Genomic DNA, 17,868 nt, shown 5'->3' on the forward strand with positions numbered 1-17,868 from the left:
AACTCTTAGTTAGCTTTTTTAGTCTTTTTTCGAGTAGTTTTTTCCTCTTTTATAACTTCTTGGTCTAAATTAAAAGCCTCGTGCAAAGCCCTTACAGCAAGTTCGGTATACTTTTCGTCTATTACACAGGAAATTTTGATTTCAGAGGTAGATATCATCATAATGTTAATCCCATGTTTAGCCAAGGTTTCAAACATTTTGGTAGCCACCCCTGAATGAGTACGCATCCCAGCTCCTACGATCGATACCTTAGCAATCTTATCGTCTCCTTCCACCCTTTCGGCCTTAAGTTTTTTGGCTACTTCTTTTATTATTTCCATAGCTTGAGTGTAATCTGTTCTGGGGACAGTGAAGGTTATGTCTGCTTTATTATCAGGATGAACCGTTTGGATGATCATGTCCACTATAATGCCTTTTTCCCCTATAGGACCAAAAATTTGGGCAGCAATACCTGGTTTATCTGGAACCCCATAGATGCTAATACGAGCTTCATTTCTACTATAAGTTATACCTGAAACTACTACCTTTTCCATCTCTTCATCCTCCTCGGTTATTAAGGTTCCCTCTGTTTCGGTAAAACTTGATTTTACTACTAAATTTACTTTATAGATCATCGCTAATTCTACAGAACGCATCTCTAAAACCTTAGCCCCACTGCTTGCCATTTCAAGCATCTCTTCATAAGAAATCTTTTTAAGCTTTCGTGCGTTGCTTACGATCCTCGGGTCAGCGGTGTATACCCCTTCAACATCGGTATAAATTTCACAGAGGTCAGCTTTAAGAGCAGCTGCTAAAGCTACCGCCGTAGTGTCAGAACCACCCCTTCCAAGGGTGGTAATGTCCCCGTCTTCTGTAACCCCTTGAAAACCTGCTACCACTACTATTTTCCCTTGGTTAAGCTCTTTTTTTATTTTGTCTACTTTAATGTCTTTTATTTTAGCTTTAGTAAAAAGATTAGTAGTATAGATAGGTATTTGATATCCTAAAAAAGCCACCGCATCATAGCCCATGCTTTGAAGGGTTATGGCTAAAAGGGCAGAAGTAACTTGTTCTCCTGTGGAAACTAAAAGGTCTAATTCTCTTAAAGGAGGATTAGGAGTAATTTCTTTGGCCAAATTAATCAACCTGTCTGTTTCTCCTGCCATCGCTGAAACCACTACAACTAAGTCGTGTCCTTCGTTCTTATACTTAATCACCCGTTCTGCTACCTTTCTAATTCTTTCTAAATTAGCTACTGAAGTTCCGCCATATTTTTGAACTATTAACATTCTTTTACCTCCTTTTACCCCAGATAGGGTCATCTCCAAAATGGTTCAACCACCAATCCTCCGGATTAGTTATATTATCATTAGGTTCCAAATTTATCAAGTAATTATCACAATACTCCATCAGCAAGGCGTAAGCTTCGTTGATTTTTTTTATCGTTGCATCGTCTCCGCCTAAATCAGGATGGTGTTTTTTTGCCAATCTATGATAAGCTTCTTTAATCTCTTTTCTGGTGGTCCTTTTAGGTAAGTTTAAAACCTTTCTTGCCTCTTCAAGCCTTTCCCACTTTTTTCCCCAGTCCATACTAAATATTAATATTAAATAGATTTTGTTTTTAAGCAAGAGAAAAAACTAAAATAAATTTAAAATTATTAATCCTGCCAAAATAGATAACACAGTTAAAGGAAGTCCAATTTTTAGATATTCTAAAAACCCAATTTTTACCTTAGAAGAAGCTCCTTCTATAACAATAATATTGGCAATAGAACCAAGGATGGTTAAGTTTCCTGCAAAGGTAGAAGCCATCGCCAGATAAAGCCAAGCCTTTTCTGTGTTAAACCAATTAGTAATAAGAGGTTTAAAAATCAACACTGCCGGAACATTGCTTACGATGTTTGATAATAAAACACAAGAAAACACCAATGATAAAGGTGTGGTGACCAATAGACGAAATCGATCTATAAGTTCATTAAAAAGTACCGACTTTTCGAATCCTTTTATCACGATAAAAAGTCCTATAAAAAGGATTAAAAGCCTAAAATCTATAAAGTTATATACCTTTTCAGGCTTTATCCTTCTGGTAATAAGTAAGAACGAACCCATACCAATAGAAACTATTTCCATCGGGGCATTTAAAAAGAAAAGAACCATCGTTAGTATAGCTATCAAAGAAGATTTTATTACCAACGGCTTATTATATCTATATCTTATTTCCGGGATTTTATTTAAGGGAAAGTTTAAATCTTTTCTATAAAACCAGTGTAGTAAAAGGGCACAAATAAGAAGTCCTGTTAAGGCTACCGGAAATAGTTTGATAAAAAAAGTGCTATAAGGTATTTTTGAAGTAGCTCCGATAATGATGTTCTGCGGATTACCTGTGATGGTAGCCACACTGCCAATGTTAGCTGACATACAAAGGGCTAAAAGATAGGGTTTAGGGTTTAGTTTTATCCTTCTGGTTAAATCTAAGATAAAAGGGGTAAAGATTAAACAAACCGTATCGTTTATAAAAAAGGCAGATAAAATCCCAGAAACAAAGACAATAAGATAAAGAAGAACTAAAGGACTTTGTATCCTTTGGACTAAAAATTTGAGGATAAGGTTAAAAAAGCCTGATAATCTTAAATTAGCGATTAAAATCATCATACCGAAAAGGATTAAGATGGTCTTATAGTCTATGGCTTCATAAGCCTCGTAAACCGATAAAACATCAAAAATTACCATGCAGGAAGCACCGATGATGGCTGCACCTGTGCGGTCAATCCTAAACAAAGGGGGTTGCCCTATAGCCATAAGAAGATAGGTAAACACAAAGATTAAAAAAGCAACATCCATAGGCTCATATCCTGAAAATTCTAAAAATAGATTTTTAATTATATTTCTCCCTTATGTCTTTTCAATAAATTGTTTAGATATTTAAACGTTTCTGATTTTTAAATCAACCTTGTCAAAATTAAGAAGTGATAAAACCTTTAGAATAAACCCCTTTTTAGAAACTATTTTTAAGTGAATTAATTTACAAAGGGTGATAAGTTGTTTCTATTTAAAAGGCTATTTTAAAAATTCACTTTCTCTAAAGACTTCAGCAGTAAAAAGATAGAACTCAACGTCCTTATCTTTATAACAATCCGGCTTAAGACCTGCTTTAAGGCAAACATGCTCTAAAAAGGTTTTTTTATCCCAGCCATACTCTACAGGCACTTGAGGAAGTAGAACTCCACGATGAAAATCTTTAACCAAATATATTCCGTGTTTACCCACCTCTATCTCTTCTATCGTCCCTTTTTTTAAAGGGGAAAGCACAGAAATTTCTATTTCTACTAAAGGAAGCTCGTCTTTAGACAAAGGAGGAAACCTTGGGTCTTTAAAAGCTGCAGAAATAGCCATTTCTTGAATCACTTGATAAAGAGGATACCAAGGTTCTATAATTCCTATACAGCCCCTAAGATGCCTGTCCTTAAGCAAGGTAACAAAAGCCCCACTCTTTTGTCTAAGAGCGGGGTACCCTTCTGGAGGTTCTATCAGCTCATGAATTCCTTCAAAATAGTTTTCTAAAGTCTTTCTTGCTAATTTTAGGCAATAAATTTTTTCTTGGACGGTAAGCATGATTATTTTAGTTTAAACTTGTTAAGTATAAAATCTGGACCTATCAACCCTACTACTACTTCTCCATCAGGAAAAATAAACGTAGGTGTTCCGGTTATTCCAAGCTTATTAAACATAAAATCGATGTTTTTTTCTATCTTTTCTTTTCCTGAAGCACAAAGGTTAGATCCTTTATACCCTTGCATAAGTTCTTGAAAGCCTTTTTTATCGCAGATAAGAGCAATAGACTTGTTTTTTGCCTCTGAATGGAGAGATTCTAAAGGTAAAAGGATGGTTTTCACGGTGATTTTTCCTTCTTTAACTAGATTTTCCAACATAGGTTCAGCACGTTTACACACAGGGCAATCAGGGTCGGTGATAAAATAAACTACATTAGGGGAATTGCCATAGGTAAAATCTGTAAGTTTTTCTATCTCCGATAAGGTGTTTTTATCAAGAACCCTTTTGTTAATCTTTTCCATTTCTTCCCTCACTATGTCTTTTTTTTGGGCTATATCTATGATGTTTCCGGTGATGATGTAATTGCCTTTATTGTCGGTATAGAAAACAGCCTTGTTAAACTCCGAAAGTTTAATTATTACCTTGCATAGCCCTTGAACAGGGGATTTTTCTATCTTTTCTATCTGGATCCCTGGTTGAAGGGTATCAAGCTTTTTTTGAAACTCTTCTACTTTGGGACAACTAACCGAGCCTCCTAACCCATTGCTACAACCTCCTAAAAGGAGCCCTAAACCTAAAATCCAAGAAAAACTTTTTTTCATAAAATCCCCCTTCTTTAAAGTTCTTTAAGTATAAAACTTTCCAACGGATGTCTTGAAGTTCTTTGACTCTGGTCATTAGGATAACCAAGAGCAATAAAGGCAGACAACTCATACTTATCCTTAGGTAAAGAAAGCACTTCTTTAACTTTTTCTTCGTTTTTTAAGATTTCACCTAACCAGCAAGCTCCAAGTCCTGAGGCATGGGCTGCAAGTAAGATGTTTTGTATACAAGCCCCTGCTGATTGATGGTCCTTTATTTGATGGTACATTTTCTCTCTATCTAAGAAAACACCTATTAAAACCGGTGCTCTTTTAACGATTTCTTGATATCTGGTAAGTTCTGCCAATTTTTGTTTGATTTCGTCAGACCAAACGATCACAAACCTCCAAGGTTGGTTATTTAACCCAGAGGGAGCCCAAATACCAGCCTCTAACAACCGATAAACCAACTGCTTATCAGGTTTTTCTTCTAAATATCTTCTTATACTTCTTCTCGATAAAATAGCTTCAAATACCGCTTTTTTTAACGATTCTTTTCCCATAGTCTTCTCTGCCTGGAGTTATAAGGCCTAATTTTAGGATAACCTCTTTTCTGATGGTTTCAAGTAAGTCTATGTCATAAACAAAAGTTAGGTCTGCTGGTATTCCTTTTAGTCTGGCTATCATTCGTGCGGTTAAGATACCGATGTTTATCGCATCCATCAAGGCTTTATTATCGTAGATTGCTTTTTCAGCTTTATGAGAGTAAGCAATACCCCAAGGTGGTACTATAGCTCCCATAGAGGTCATAGTAGTAATGATGTACCCACCAACCCAGGCTCCTCCTTCATCTGCTCCAACGGAAATCGCTCCTACTACCTTTCCTTCAAGATAGCTTGGCTCTCCATAGGCTACCATGTTTTCAAGAGAAGTCATACGGTCTATCAGGTTTTTTAACTGGCCAGAAGGAGCAAACCAATAAATCGGGGTAGAAAAAATAATCCCGTCTGCTTCGTAGATTTTTTCTAAGATGATTTTGCCATAGTCCTCAAAAATACAGGGAAACTTACATTGAGGCTCCTCATCATGGATACAACCTATGCAAGGTTTTACCTCCCCATCATAAACGCTTACCAACTCTGTTTTAGCTCCTTCTCTTTCTGCCCCTTTTAAAGCAGCTAACAAGAGTTGAGCTGACCCTCCTGTTTTGTGAGGTGAACCTAACACCCCTAAGACCTTCATACCGATAAAGCCTCCCTCCAAAATTTAGGAAGACCAAAAGCTGAACGATGTATTTCATGAGAATAGTAGTAAACATTAGGTAATTCTTTCCATTTTGGATTTTCTGGATTAGGATAAGAACATCTCAGCATAAAAGCGTTATCACTACCAAAAGATGGGATGTTAGCTTTATAGCAGAATATTTCTTTTTCAGGATAGACCTGTTTAAAAGTTTTATAGGTTTCGGTAAGAATGTTTTTCATCGTAAAGGGGGTTCCACACTGTTGGACTATTACTCCTTGAGGACAAAGCTTGTTAAGCATCTGATGAAACTTTACCCCAAAAAGCGCATGAGAAAGTTCTTGAGTTACCCCTTTATCGCTTATATCAGGGTCCGTAGAATCTATGATAACAAAATCAAAGGTTTTGCCCTCCTCTAAATACCTTTGAACCATTACAAAGGCGTCTTCAATTATCAGCTTAAGCCTTGGGTCTTTTGGGTCTTCAGGTAAAAGTTCAGGAAAATATTCTTCTACCAATTTAGGGATTTTAGGGTCTATGTCTACGATAACTACTTCTTCTATATTAGGGTATTTTAAAAGTTCTCTTGCTGCTCCATAGTCTCCTCCGCCGCAGATTAAAACCTTTTTAACGCTTCCTTCAGGGGTCGATTGGACAGGTATATGTACTAAGGCTTCGTGGTAAATAAATTCATCTCTTGTGGTAAACTGAAGGTTGTTGTTAATAAAAAGCATTTTTCCCCAAAATTTATTTTCCAAGATGAAAATGTTTTGCATCCCTGATTCAGCATATATAATAGTTCCTAAATAAGAATAAAGATAATCTGTATTAACAAATTCTCCAAAAAGCACCCTTACTCCTTTAGTTTCCGTAGGAAGAGCTTTTTCCATTATATCTTTGACCATAAGAAAACCCCTTTTAAAGGAATGTTTATAAGAAGATTTTTTTATTTTATTCAAATTTTAAAACTTTTAAAGGGTTTGTCAACAAAAATAAGGATTAAAGGCCTAAAGCTTTTAACTTTTCTATTAAATTTTTCTGCTCTTCTGTAAGTTTTTCAGGAATTTTGGGAAGTAAAACTACATAAAGGTCACCTCTTTTTTCTCCACTTATTGGTAATCCTAATCCTCTAAGCCTCAGTTTAGCCCCTGGTTTAGTCAAAGGAGGAACTTTGGTCTTTACTCTTTTACCGTCAGGTATTTGTATTTCGATTTCATCACCTAAAAGAAGGCTGGTAAGAGGAAGTTCCTTTTCTATGATAAGATTACTTTCCTCAACCTTATATCCTGAAGAAGGTATAATCCTTACAGTAAATAAATACTCCTTAGTGGTTTTTCCGGATTTCTTTTTTACCCTAAGAATTTGCCCGTCCTTTATGTTCTGAGGAATTTTTATTTTTATAGTTTCGTATGTTCCAGGAATGATGACCTCTTTTTCTCCACCTTTTATGATTTCTTCAGTAGTAAGGGGGAGGTCTACCTGGATGGTTTCATAAACTTCTCCAAAAGGACTAAATTCTTCTTCAAAGTGGGTTCCAAAAAGGTTACTAAAAATGTCTCCTAAATCAAAAATAAAAGTCCTGCTTCTACCACTTCTTTTACCCTTTTTAAAAAAGCCACCTAAGTCAATTCCTATATCTTTAAAAATATTTTCAAAATCGAAATCTTTAAAGATGTCTTCCTGGGTATACCTTCTCTGAAATTCTGTTGAGCCATAGAGGTCATAGAGTTTCCTTTTTTCTGGGTCTGATAAGACTGCATAGGCTTCGTTTATTTCTTTAAACTTTTCTTCAGCCTCTTTGTTGCCTTTGTTTCTATCTGGATGATATTTCATCGCAAGCTTGCGATATGCCTTCTTGATTTCTTCCTGAGTAGCATTCCTTGGTACTCCAAGGATTTCATAATAATCCTTAGCCATAAAGGCTTTCCTCCATTTCCTGTTTTTAATACAAAAAATAATGTCTTTTAAAGAAAAATTCAACAGAAAATAAACGAAAAGAGTAGAGGTTTATTCTGTAGGGGGAAGTCTTCTTTGAGAGGTAGGATAAGGAAGAATATCTGAAAGGGATTTTAAGGTTTCTCCAGAGACAACGATTTGTTTAAAAACTTTTATCCCTGCCTCTTTGATGGCTTCTTTCCAAAAAAGGTCTCTTTCAAAATCTCTGCTTTCGTAATCATATTCATAGTATACCTCTTTGATCCCGGCAGAGGCGATCAGCTTAAGACAAACATAGCAAGGAGCCAAGGTACAGTAAAGACTGGCTCCTTCTACTGAAATGCCAAACCTTGCTGCTTGAGCTATAGCGTTAGCCTCTGCATGGGTAGCCCTACAAAAATTATACTTATCTATATCTGGGATTCCTTTTTCTCTCCTAAAACAATAAGTAGGCCCTTTATCTGTGCAATGCCAAGCCCCTGGCATCGGCCCGTTATATCCAGTGGCTAAAATCCTTTTATCTTTAACGATAACCGCTCCTGTAGGCCTTGAATTACATCCAGACCTTAAGGCCACTATCTTAGCTATAAGCATAAAATATTCGTGCCAACTTGGGCGTTCCATAAAAAGCTACCTCTTATAAAAAGGGAACCTTTCGCAAATTTCTTTTACCTTTTGCCTAATTTCTTTACGTAGACTTTCTTTATCTGGTTTTTTCAAAACAGCGCACATGTATTGAGCTACCTCTTCTACTTCTTTTTCTTTTAAACCTCTAGTAGTAATAGCGGGGGTTCCTATTCTAATCCCACTGGTAACTCTTGGAGGACGTGGGTCAAAGGGAATGGCGTTTTTGTTAACCGTAATACCTGCCTCTTCTAAAAGTTTTTCAGCCTCAGCCCCGGTAAGGCCGTTTACTGAAACATCTACCAAAACTAAATGATTGTCTGTTCCACCAGAGACAATCCTAAAACCTTCTGCTTTAAACACTTCAGCTATAGTTTTAGCGTTTTTTACCACCTGCTGTTGATAGGTTTTAAACTCAGGTTCTAAAGCCTGTTGAAAACAAACAGCCTTGGCGGCTATCACGTTCATATGAGGACCGCCTTGGATTCCAGGAAAAACGGTTTTGTCGATAATCTTAGCAAACTTTTCTTTACAGAGGATAAAACCTCCTCTTGGCCCCCTTAAGGTTTTATGAGTGGTTGAGGTTACAAAATCTGCATAAGGAAGAGGAGAAGGATGAATTCCTGCTGCTACTAATCCAGCTATATGGGCCATGTCTACCATCAAAAAAGCTCCTACCTCCTTAGCTATCTGATGAAAGGCTTCAAAGTCTATCGTCCGAGGATAGGCACTAGCCCCTGCTACGATGATTTTAGGTTTATGTTCAAAGGCTAACCTTCTTACTTCTTCATAATCGATGGTTTCTGTTTCTCTTGATACCCCATAGTGAACTATTTTATAAAGCTTACCTGAAAAATTTACTGAGGCTCCGTGAGAAAGATGCCCTCCGTGAGAAAGATTCATCGAAAGGATGGTATCTCCAGGGTTTAAAACCGCAAAATACACCGCCATGTTTGCCTGGGTTCCAGAATGAGGTTGCACGTTAGCATGTTCAGCCCCAAAAAGCATTTTTACCCTTTCTATAGCAAGTTTTTCAACCTCGTCTACATAAGTACATCCACCATAATACCTTGCCTCTGGATAACCTTCAGCATACTTATTCATCAAATAAGAACCCTCTGCCTCCATGATAGCTTCATGAGCCATGTTTTCTGAAGCTATCATCTCTAACTGATATTCCTGTCTGTCCCTTTCTTTTTGTATTAAATCCCAAATTTCTGGGTCAACCGTTTTTAAAAAGGACATTTCTCTATACCCCCTAAATTTTTTCAATAGATAGATAAATTTTACCAGGTTTTTAAATTTCTTCTACTTGAAAAACCCCTTCTTTTTGAGCCCTGTTAAATCGGGCAAGATTTTTCCAGATTAAATAAGAAATACCACCATAACCTATACTTAAACCCTCTAATATCCAGAATTTAGGAGAAAAACTTAAGGCTAAAACTAAAAACAATCCTGTAAGTAAGATAGAACCCCAGAAATTAAGTTTAAAAAATTTTTCGTAAAAATACGAATTTCTAAGCACAAAAGGAATGGTAAACAATTCTCTTATTACCTCAAAAGTGCGTTTAAGGTTATAATGGGATTTACCGTACATCCTTGGTCGGTCAACGATCGGAACCTCACAAACTTCGTGATTTTTCACTCCAAAAAGGGCTGGTAAAAATCGGTGAAAACCGTGAGGGATTTGATATTTTTTGGGTATAGGGGATAGATAGGCTTTCAAAGAACAACCGTTATCTCTTACTTTAAGACCTGTAAAAAGACTGATTAACCAATTAGCTATTCGAGAAGGAAGAACCCTTAACCAGAAGTTTTCCTTTCTTTTCAACCTAAATCCAGTGGCAACTTTATATCCTTTTTCTAACTTGGCTATTAGATCTTTTATGTATTTGGGGTCGTTTTGTCCGTCTCCGTCCATAGAAACGATTATATTACCCGTAGCTTTTTGGAAACCTGCAGTAAGGCCTGCAGCTTCTCCGCGATTGCGGTCCATGTTTAAAATTCTTAAGAGCGGGTCTTTTTGCTTTAGTTCTTTAAGTATCTCTAAAGTTTTATCAGTGCTTCCGTCGTTAATAAAGATGATTTCGTATTGATATCCTTTAGCCTTTAAATCTTCAAGCACTGCCTTAGCTTCTTTATAAACGATGGGAACGTTTCCTTCTTCGTTATGAACTGGTATTATAAGAGAAATTTTCATAAAACCTATCCTTTATTCTGATAGAAATCCCTTATACAGTTGATGATATAAGTTATCTCCTCTTCGGTAAGCTCAGGATACATGGGAATGGCTACAGATTCTTTAGCCAGCTTTTCTGCTACAGGAAGGTTTAAAGGGGTTGGATAGAAGGTTTGATAGCTCTTTTGTAAATGTAAGGGTATAGGATAATAATATCCTGTTTCTATTCCTCGTTCTTTTAAAAAGGTAACCAGTTCATCTCTGAAAGGGGTTCTAATTACATATCTATGATAAACACTTTGCTTGTATTCTGGGTCAAGGGGAGGTAGGGTTAAGTTTTTTAGGTCAGAAAGCCCTTCGTGGTATTTTTTAGCTATTTCTCTTCTTTTTTCGTTTTTTTGGTCTAAGGTTTTTAACCTTGCATTAAGGATTACTGCCTGAAGTTCATCAAGCCTTGAATTAAACCCAAAAAAATGAGAATGGTTTTTTTCTACCTGCCCGTGTACTCTTAGAAATTTAAGCTTAAAAGCTAACTCATCATCATTAGTAACTATAACCCCTCCATCTCCTATACAGTTAAGGTTTTTAACCGGTCCACAGCTAAAACAGCCAACCTTTCCAAAGGTACCTACCTTTTTGCCTTTATAGGTGGCTCCGTGGGCATGAGAACCATCTTCTATAAGGATAATTCCATATTTTTTACAAAACTCTAAGATTTCATCCATCTCAACAGGATGGCCGTACATATGGACTAATATCAAAGCTTTGGTCTTAGGACTTAGTTTTTTATACATGTCCTCTAAATCGGGACCAAAGGTGTTTGGGTCTACCTCTAATAAAACAGGGATTGCTCCTGCTAAATGGATAGCCTCTAAATCTGCAATAAAAGCATTGGCTTGAAGTAAAACCTCATCTCCTTTACCTATCCCACAGGCTATGAGAGCCATAAGTAAAGCGGTACTCCCACAACTACATCCAAAGGCATGTTTAACCCCTAAATATTCAGCCCAGTTTTTCTCAAATTCTTGTAGATATTTTCCGTTTAAAATCCGCATAGAGCTAAAAACTTCTTCCCATCCTTGATATACTTCTTGTTTTATCTCTTCCCAGGACCTTTTTAAGTCTAAAAGAGGTATTTTTTTCATTTTAAATCTCCTGCAATTTTTATGTTAAGGTTTGTTTAACACATTTTGTTTTGTATAATAAAACAAAAGCTTATAAGTTAGAGAGGGACAGGGACTCCATTTTTGGTAGGCCTTTGAGCCTCTTAAGGAGTATGTCCCTCTGTCCCTCAACACCCGATAAGTTGGTTGGGCTACCAAAGCCCCAGCTACTCGGGAGGATGGTGTGAGGGACAAAAATCTTAAAAAGGAGGTAGCATCATGACCCATTACATCGGTGTTGACATTTCTAAAGATAACTTCCACTTCTGCATCCTTAACCATGAAGCTAAAACCCTCTCCTCCGGCAAACTCTCTATGTCTCTTCAAGGCTTCTCTGATTTCTTTAACCTTCTCAAAACCCTCTCTGACCCTATCGTTGTTATGGAATCCTCTGGTAGGTTCCACATCCCCCTTTACTGCTTCCTCGTTGAAAAAGATATCCAAACCTTCATCCTTAACCCTAAAATCGTCCACAGATTCTTTGAATTTATCTCCGCTAACAACCCCTCTAAATACGACACAAAAGATGCCAAAATCCTTGCACTCTTCGCTCTTAATAACCCTGAATTCCTTAAATCCTATCCTGAAAACTCTGAACTCCGTAGTGCTTCTCGTCTTATCCAAAAACTTAAACATGAACTTGCTGAAGCTAAAACTCAAATCAAATACGCCCTCACTGTTCTTTTCCCAGAAGCTGAAAAGCACTTTAATATTTACTCCCACTCCTTCCTTAACATACTCCTTAAATTCCCCTCTGCTAAAACCCTTAAAAAAGCTAAACCAAATGAAATTTCCGAAATTATTAAATCCTCTGTTCCTAAAGGTAAAACCCCTTCCTTTTCTCCCGATGAAGTCATAAACCTTGCTAAAAACTCTATCGGGGTTGACAATCCTTATCTCTCTCAAACTCTTATCATCTACATCGAAAAACTCTTTTTCCTTGAGCCAAGAATAAAAAAGCTTGAAGAGATGCTTGTAGAGAAAATGGATGAAGACCAGCAAGAACAAATTAAGCTCATTTCCTCTATAAAAGGTATTTCCTCTAAACTTGCAAGTCTCTTTTTGGCTGAAATCAGAGACGTAAAAAGATTTTCTAATGCCAAAAAGCTCATAAAGTTTGCGGGCACAGACCCAGTAACAAAACAATCTGGTAAGTATAAAGCTAAGATGAGCATATCTAAGCAAGGGTCGAGCTTTCTCAGAAATGTTCTTTTCCAGATGGCGGTAGGTGTAGTAAAATGGAATTTTTACTTCAGATCCTATTTTATACGTAAGAAGAAAAACTTTGGCAGTTATAAGAAAGCTATGATAGCAGTTGTAAACAAACTTATAAGAGTTATCTATGCAATTTGTAGAAAAAAAACTTTCTTTAATCCTGCTTTTTCTAAGTTCCCTGTTCTGGAGGTCTCTCATGTTTAATTCCTATTTTCTGATAGTTGACTCCTTTTGTTTTTTATCTTTTACCTAATTTGCAGGCTACAGGTTCAAAAGGAAACTTTATTTCTTTTCTTGTTTCTGCCGATTCGTAAAGGCCTATGATAGCCTCTAAAGAAGGAATAGCTTCTTCTCCTACCACTAACCAAGGGTCTTTTTCAGAGGTTTTAAAATACTTTATGGCTGACTTTAAGTAGGTAAAATGAGAAAAACCTAAAGGATGATCTGGGTTTTTTTCAAACCCTGAGACAAATTCTTCTATTTTTTCAACCCCTTCTATGGCTAAATGGTCTAATCTGTTCATCGCAAAACCGCCAAGCACAGCCGAACCTTTTTCTGCCAACACCACTAATTCAGCCTTTAAATCTTTTGGACGAGAACAGGTTGTCGCCTCTATCGTACCTAACGCCCCGCTTTTAAACTTTAAAATTCCAACCAAAAGGTCTTCTGCCTCTATGTTTACCAAATAGGTTCCCATTCTAGCAAACACGCTTTCTATAGGTCCGCCTAAGTAATAAAGCATGTCTACAAAATGGCATCCTTGTTGAGCTAAAGCCCCTCCGTCAAAAGCCCAGGTGCCTCGCCATCCGGCAGAATCGTAATATCTCTGGTCTCTACTCCAGTAAAATTTAGCTGAAATTAAGATAGGGGATCCTAAAAGGTTTTTTGATAAGACCTCTTTCAGTTTTTGTACCGGAAGATTAGCCCGGTTTTGAAAAATAGTAACCAGTTTAAGCTGGTTTTTTTGAGCAAGGTTTACCAAATTTTCTGCTTCTTTTAAAGTAAGAGCAAGAGGTTTTTCTACCAAAAGGTGTTTTTTAAACTTTTGAAGGATAACTTCACCTACTTCAGCATGCATGCCAGAAGGAAGACAAAGGTCTACCACCTCTACTTCTTCTTTAGTAAGCATTTCTTGATAATCTGTATATGGTTTAGCACAAAGGATTTCTGCAAATTTTTTAGCCCTTTCTGGTACTACGTCAGAAACCCCTACTACCTCTACTTCATCCTGTAAAGCTTGATAGATTTTTAAGTGCCTTTCTGCAGCTTTTCCACACCCAACTATAGCTAACTTAAGTTTCATCTTTAGCCTCTCTTTAAAATGTTTAAACCTATACTAAAATATACCTAAAAATTTTCTTGTAAAGGTATTATGAACGTTAAAACTCAAGTTTTTGTAGTATTAGGCTTAGCTATTTTAAGTTTTTTAGTGCTTTCTTTTTTTCAGCCGCCAACATCTTACCAAGAGTTAAGAAGGGCTATTTTGGTAAAAGAAAACATAAGGGATTTTAAGTTTTTTCAAACCTATAACGGAGAGCCTTACTTTACCAAGCCTCCTCTTTATACTTGGTTGGCTTCTGTTTGGAGCAAACCTTTTTCTTCAACCCCAGAAATGTTGGTTTTTGCTTTAAGAGCCTTTTCTATTTTTTGTTATGCTCTGTTGTTTTTTTTTATTGTGAAGTTTTATCAAAAGAACTGGGAAGCAATCTTTTGGGCTATACTTGCTTTGTTAGCTAACTTTCGGTTTTTTTCTTTTATTAATAGGATAGACTTAGAACCTTTATTTGTGCTTTTTTCTTTTTTGATGTTTTATTTTTCTTATCTTTATTTGTTTGTAGCCCCTAAAAGGATTTATCAACACCTTTTCTTTGTTTTTTTAACTGCAGGTTTTTTAACTAGAGGTCCTTTAAACCTGTTCTATATTCCAGGACTTTTAGTTTATGGGCTTTTAACTAAAGAAAAGAAGGTTTTAAGACTCTTTTTAGACCCTTTAGGTTGGTTAATTTCAATAACCTTGTGCTTGGGTTGGTATGCTTACGGATATTTGATGTTTGGAAAGGAGTTTTTTCAAGAATTTTTGGGAACTGACATTAAGACCCGCTTGGTTTCTCAAGGAAAAGACCCATGGTATTACTATTGGAAGCATTTTTTACTGAATTTTTGGTTTTGTTTCGTTTTTCTTTTTTACCTTTTTTGGAAAAATAAAGTTTATTTAAAAGAAAGGTTTTTTGCTGTTTGGGATAAACTTAAGAAAGATAAAGAACTTTTATTTTTGTTGACAATTTCTTTAATCCCGGTTTTTTGTCTAAGCCTTACCGGAAAAAAGTTTAATAAGTACCTTCTATGGGTCTATCCTTTTTGGGCTTTGTTTTTTTCTAAGATTATCTTTAACAACTTAGGTATTTTTTCGATTTTAAGAAAGGTTTTTATCGTCCTTGTGGGATTAAACGTTGTAGTTCTTGGGGTGATAACCTTTAAAACCTCATTTGAGTTATCTTACCAACTAAGAATCATTAAAGAAGAAATTATCCAAGGTCCTTTAGCGTTTTGGCAAAAGGAAAACCCGATTATCATTTTTTATGGTCCTTCTCCTATTAAGGTTTTAACCAAAGAAGAAGAACTTTTAACCCTTTTAAACCAGGGATATAACATTCTTTCTGAAGAAAAACTTCCTCAAGGTAGATTAAAAAAGAACTTTGTAGATCCCTATCAAAAAACAGTATGGTACATTTTTTCGCAGAATTAGCCGGGTTATTCAGGGTATTGTTTTAAGCCTTTCCAAAGAGATTTTAATCGATCTTTTATTTTTTTCTCTACACCGCGACCTGAAGGGAAATAAAACTGTTTGTTTTTGATGGCTTCAGGTAAATAGAATTGAAAGACAAACCCTGATTCAAAATCGTGGGCATACTTATAGTCTTTTCCATACCCAAGTTTTTTTAGTAGATTGGTAACAGGGTTTCTTAAATATAAAGGCACAGGAAGGTCTTTAGACCTTTCTATTTCTTCATAACTCTTTTTGAGGGCCTGATAGACCGAGTTGCTTTTAGGTGCACAAGCTACATAAATAGCTGCTTCTGCTAAAGCTAACTCACCTTCAGGCTGTCCTAAAAATTCAAAAGCCTCCTTTGCAGCCACCGCAATGACCAAAGCCATAGGGTCGGCAGGTCCTACATCCTCAGCCGCACAGATTATGATTCTTCTTGCTATATAAAGGGGGTCTTCCCCAGATTTGAGCATCCTTGTAAGCCAATAGATAGTAGCATCAGGGTCGCTTCCACGCATGCTTTTATGAAAAGCAGAAATTAAATTGTAATGTTCTTCTCCGGTTTTGTCATATTTTATAGGTTTAAAAAGAAGGCCATCGGTTAAATCTTTTAAAGACAGAACTTTTTTACCAGAGGCTTTAATTAATTCTACAGAAAGTTCTAAAAGATTTAATCCTGCCCTTGCGTCTCCACCGCTTACCTCCGCGATCTTTGCTAACACATCATCTTCTATGGTAATCCCTTGTTCCTCAATCCCTAAAAACCCTTTTTCTAACGCCCTTTTTAAGATTAAAAGGATTTCTTCTTTAGATAAGGGATTTAAGATAAAGATTTTTACTCGGGAAAGAAGAGGGGGTATTAACTCAAACGAAGGGTTTTCGGTAGTGGCTCCTATTAAAAACAGGTCTCCCTTTTCTAAATAAGGTAAAAGAAAGGATTGTTGGGTTTTGTTAAACCGATGGATTTCATCTATAAAAAGTAGAGTAGGCTTGTTTAAAGATTTCAGTTGTTTAGCTTTAGCTACTATGTCTTTTAAATCCTTGATAGAGGTGTCTACCGCACTTACCACGACAAACTCTGCTTTCAGGGTTTTCCCCACAAGAAAAGCCAAAGAAGTTTTGCCTACCCCAGGAGGACCCCACAGAATAAAAGAAAAAGGTTTTCCTGTAGAAACTAAGGTTTTTAATATCCCCCTTTCACCTACTAAGTGAGGTTGCCCTACAAATTCTTCCCAAGTCTGAGGCTTTATTTTTTCAGCAAGAGGTGTATAATCAAAATTCATAAAAATAATATTAAAATATCTTTAACTTTTTTCAAAAGGCCTTAACAAATTTTTAAAAGATGGTATAATATTTAATTGCCACTTATTAAGTGTGGTTTTTAGGTTTTGTTTTTTACCTCTTGACAAGAAAGAAAAAAGGTATTATATAAAGGGCTTGTTGCTTTAAACTTAATTTGTGTGTAGAGGGAGGATATGCCTACAATCAATCAATTAGTTAGGTTAGGCAGAGAAAAGAAGGTTAAAAGGTCTAAGTCTCCTGCTTTGCAGGGTTGCCCTCAAAAAAGAGGGGTATGTGTGAGGGTTTATACCGTTACCCCTAAAAAGCCGAATTCAGCTTTAAGAAAGGTGGCAAGGGTTCGTTTGACTAACGGAGTTGAAGTGACTGCTTATATTCCAGGTATAGGGCATAATCTGCAAGAGCACTCTGTGGTTCTGGTTAGAGGTGGACGTGTTAGGGACTTGCCTGGTGTTAGATATAAAATTATTAGAGGTGCTTTAGACGCCGCTGGGGTTCAAAACAGGAAAAAATCTCGTTCTAAATATGGAACCCCCAGACCTAAATAAAGTGAGAGAGGAGATTTGGTATGCCACGCAAAGGACCAGTGCCTAAAAGAGAGACCCCTCCAGACCCTAAGTATGGAAGTGTGCTAGTGGCTAAGTTTATAAATAACTTGATGAAAGACGGAAAGAAAAATGTGGCCAGGAAGATTTTTTATGAGGCTTTGGAGAGGTTGAGAGAAAAATCTGGTGGAGAAGATCCTTTAAAGATTTTTGAAAAGGCTATAGATAATGTTAAGCCTCTTATTGAAACCCGTAGTCGTAGGGTGGGAGGTGCTAACTATCAGGTTCCTGTTGAGGTTAGGCCAGAGCGACAGATTTCATTGGCTATTAAATGGACGATCAACGCTGCCCGTGCTCGTAGCGAAAGAACTATGGTTGAGAGGCTGGCTAACGAACTTTGGGATGCTTATAACGAAAGAGGCGCGGCTATAAAGAAAAGAGACGATACCCATCGTATGGCTGAGTCTAACAGAGTTTTTGCTCATTATCGTTGGTAATAGGTTTTTCTTTCTGTTTTTTTTGCTACTTTTTGTTAGTTTGATTGTTTTTTTATTTTTTTAGAAAAATT

At 36.6% G+C, this 17,868-nt stretch carries 20 protein-coding genes; 4 read left to right on the plus strand and 16 right to left on the minus strand.

Features of this window, described 5'->3' with window-relative positions:
• Positions 1-5: 5 nt before the first annotated feature.
• The 14 genes from F1847_RS01305 to F1847_RS01370 form a co-directional block, all read right to left on the minus strand.
• On the minus strand, positions 6-1,268 hold the full coding sequence (locus F1847_RS01305; protein WP_150071312.1) for an aspartate kinase: 1,263 nt from the start codon (positions 1,266-1,268) through the stop codon (positions 6-8).
• A gap of 4 nt (positions 1,269-1,272) precedes the next feature.
• Positions 1,273-1,569, minus strand: coding sequence for a J domain-containing protein (locus F1847_RS01310; protein ID WP_150071313.1), 297 nt, complete (start codon positions 1,567-1,569; stop codon positions 1,273-1,275).
• 48 nt (positions 1,570-1,617) lie between these two features.
• The gene (locus F1847_RS01315; protein ID WP_150071314.1) at positions 1,618-2,820 is read right to left on the minus strand and encodes an anion transporter; all 1,203 of its coding nucleotides are present in this window, start codon (positions 2,818-2,820) and stop codon (positions 1,618-1,620) included.
• Positions 2,821-3,036: 216 nt separating this feature from the next.
• Positions 3,037-3,591, minus strand: a complete 555-nt coding sequence (gene amrA, locus F1847_RS01320; protein ID WP_150071315.1) for an AmmeMemoRadiSam system protein A — start codon at positions 3,589-3,591, stop codon at positions 3,037-3,039.
• A 2-nt stretch (positions 3,592-3,593) separates the two neighbouring features.
• Positions 3,594-4,352: a DsbC family protein gene (locus F1847_RS01325; RefSeq protein ID WP_150071316.1), complete on the minus strand. Its 759-nt coding sequence runs from the start codon at positions 4,350-4,352 to the stop codon at positions 3,594-3,596.
• Positions 4,353-4,366: 14 nt separating this feature from the next.
• On the minus strand, positions 4,367-4,894 hold the full coding sequence (locus F1847_RS01330) for a nitroreductase (protein ID WP_150071317.1): 528 nt from the start codon (positions 4,892-4,894) through the stop codon (positions 4,367-4,369).
• Positions 4,860-5,573 carry a flavodoxin family protein gene (locus F1847_RS01335; protein WP_150071318.1) on the minus strand — a complete coding sequence of 238 codons (714 nt, stop codon included), beginning with the start codon at positions 5,571-5,573 and terminating at the stop codon, positions 4,860-4,862. Before F1847_RS01335 ends, F1847_RS01330 begins: the two co-directional genes overlap by 35 nt.
• A complete protein-coding gene (locus F1847_RS01340; RefSeq protein WP_150071319.1) occupies positions 5,570-6,478 on the minus strand; it encodes a spermine synthase in 909 nt (302 codons plus the stop codon). The genes F1847_RS01335 and F1847_RS01340 overlap by 4 nt, the downstream gene beginning before the upstream one ends.
• A 94-nt stretch (positions 6,479-6,572) precedes the next feature.
• Positions 6,573-7,490, minus strand: coding sequence for a DnaJ domain-containing protein (locus F1847_RS01345; RefSeq protein ID WP_150071320.1), 918 nt, complete (start codon positions 7,488-7,490; stop codon positions 6,573-6,575).
• A 90-nt stretch (positions 7,491-7,580) separates the two neighbouring features.
• Positions 7,581-8,132 carry a cytidine/deoxycytidylate deaminase family protein gene (locus F1847_RS01350; RefSeq protein WP_150071321.1) on the minus strand — a complete coding sequence of 184 codons (552 nt, stop codon included), beginning with the start codon at positions 8,130-8,132 and terminating at the stop codon, positions 7,581-7,583.
• Between the two features lie 6 nt (positions 8,133-8,138).
• Positions 8,139-9,377, minus strand: a complete 1,239-nt coding sequence (gene glyA / locus F1847_RS01355) for a serine hydroxymethyltransferase (RefSeq protein WP_150071322.1) — start codon at positions 9,375-9,377, stop codon at positions 8,139-8,141.
• Positions 9,378-9,429: 52 nt separating this feature from the next.
• A complete protein-coding gene (locus F1847_RS01360; RefSeq protein ID WP_150071323.1) occupies positions 9,430-10,332 on the minus strand; it encodes a glycosyltransferase family 2 protein in 903 nt (300 codons plus the stop codon).
• 5 nt (positions 10,333-10,337) lie between these two features.
• Positions 10,338-11,456 carry a DegT/DnrJ/EryC1/StrS aminotransferase family protein gene (locus F1847_RS01365; protein ID WP_150071324.1) on the minus strand — a complete coding sequence of 373 codons (1,119 nt, stop codon included), beginning with the start codon at positions 11,454-11,456 and terminating at the stop codon, positions 10,338-10,340.
• A 24-nt stretch (positions 11,457-11,480) separates the two neighbouring features.
• Positions 11,481-11,738 carry a hypothetical protein gene (locus F1847_RS01370; protein ID WP_150071130.1) on the minus strand — a complete coding sequence of 86 codons (258 nt, stop codon included), beginning with the start codon at positions 11,736-11,738 and terminating at the stop codon, positions 11,481-11,483.
• Here F1847_RS01370 and F1847_RS01375 point away from each other — a divergent pair.
• The gene (locus tag F1847_RS01375; protein WP_150071129.1) at positions 11,694-12,893 is read left to right on the plus strand and encodes an IS110 family transposase; all 1,200 of its coding nucleotides are present in this window, start codon (positions 11,694-11,696) and stop codon (positions 12,891-12,893) included. The genes F1847_RS01370 and F1847_RS01375 overlap by 45 nt on opposite strands.
• 34 nt (positions 12,894-12,927) lie before the next feature.
• Here the strand turns inward: F1847_RS01375 and F1847_RS01380 are convergent, their stop codons facing one another.
• Entirely contained in the window at positions 12,928-13,992 is a 1,065-nt protein-coding gene (locus F1847_RS01380) for a Gfo/Idh/MocA family protein (protein ID WP_150071325.1), read from the minus strand.
• A 69-nt stretch (positions 13,993-14,061) separates the two neighbouring features.
• Between F1847_RS01380 and F1847_RS01385 the strand changes: the two genes are divergently transcribed.
• On the plus strand, positions 14,062-15,435 hold the full coding sequence (locus F1847_RS01385; protein WP_150071326.1) for a glycosyltransferase family 39 protein: 1,374 nt from the start codon (positions 14,062-14,064) through the stop codon (positions 15,433-15,435).
• A 5-nt stretch (positions 15,436-15,440) separates the two neighbouring features.
• Here F1847_RS01385 and F1847_RS01390 read toward each other — a convergent pair whose 3' ends face one another.
• Complete coding sequence (locus tag F1847_RS01390; RefSeq protein WP_150071327.1) at positions 15,441-16,739, minus strand: replication-associated recombination protein A; 1,299 nt, start codon at positions 16,737-16,739, stop codon at positions 15,441-15,443.
• Between the two features lie 192 nt (positions 16,740-16,931).
• Here F1847_RS01390 and rpsL point away from each other — a divergent pair, with 192 nt between their 5' ends.
• Together rpsL and rpsG are read left to right on the plus strand one after the other, a co-directional pair.
• Entirely contained in the window at positions 16,932-17,303 is a 372-nt protein-coding gene (rpsL, locus tag F1847_RS01395; RefSeq protein WP_150071328.1) for a 30S ribosomal protein S12, read from the plus strand.
• 20 nt (positions 17,304-17,323) lie between these two features.
• Positions 17,324-17,797, plus strand: coding sequence for a 30S ribosomal protein S7 (rpsG, locus tag F1847_RS01400; protein ID WP_150071329.1), 474 nt, complete (start codon positions 17,324-17,326; stop codon positions 17,795-17,797).
• The last annotated feature ends 71 nt before the right edge of the window (positions 17,798-17,868 follow it).

The organism is Thermodesulfobacterium sp. TA1 (assembly GCF_008630935.1).
In the GTDB taxonomy this organism is placed as follows: domain Bacteria; phylum Desulfobacterota; class Thermodesulfobacteria; order Thermodesulfobacteriales; family Thermodesulfobacteriaceae; genus Thermodesulfobacterium.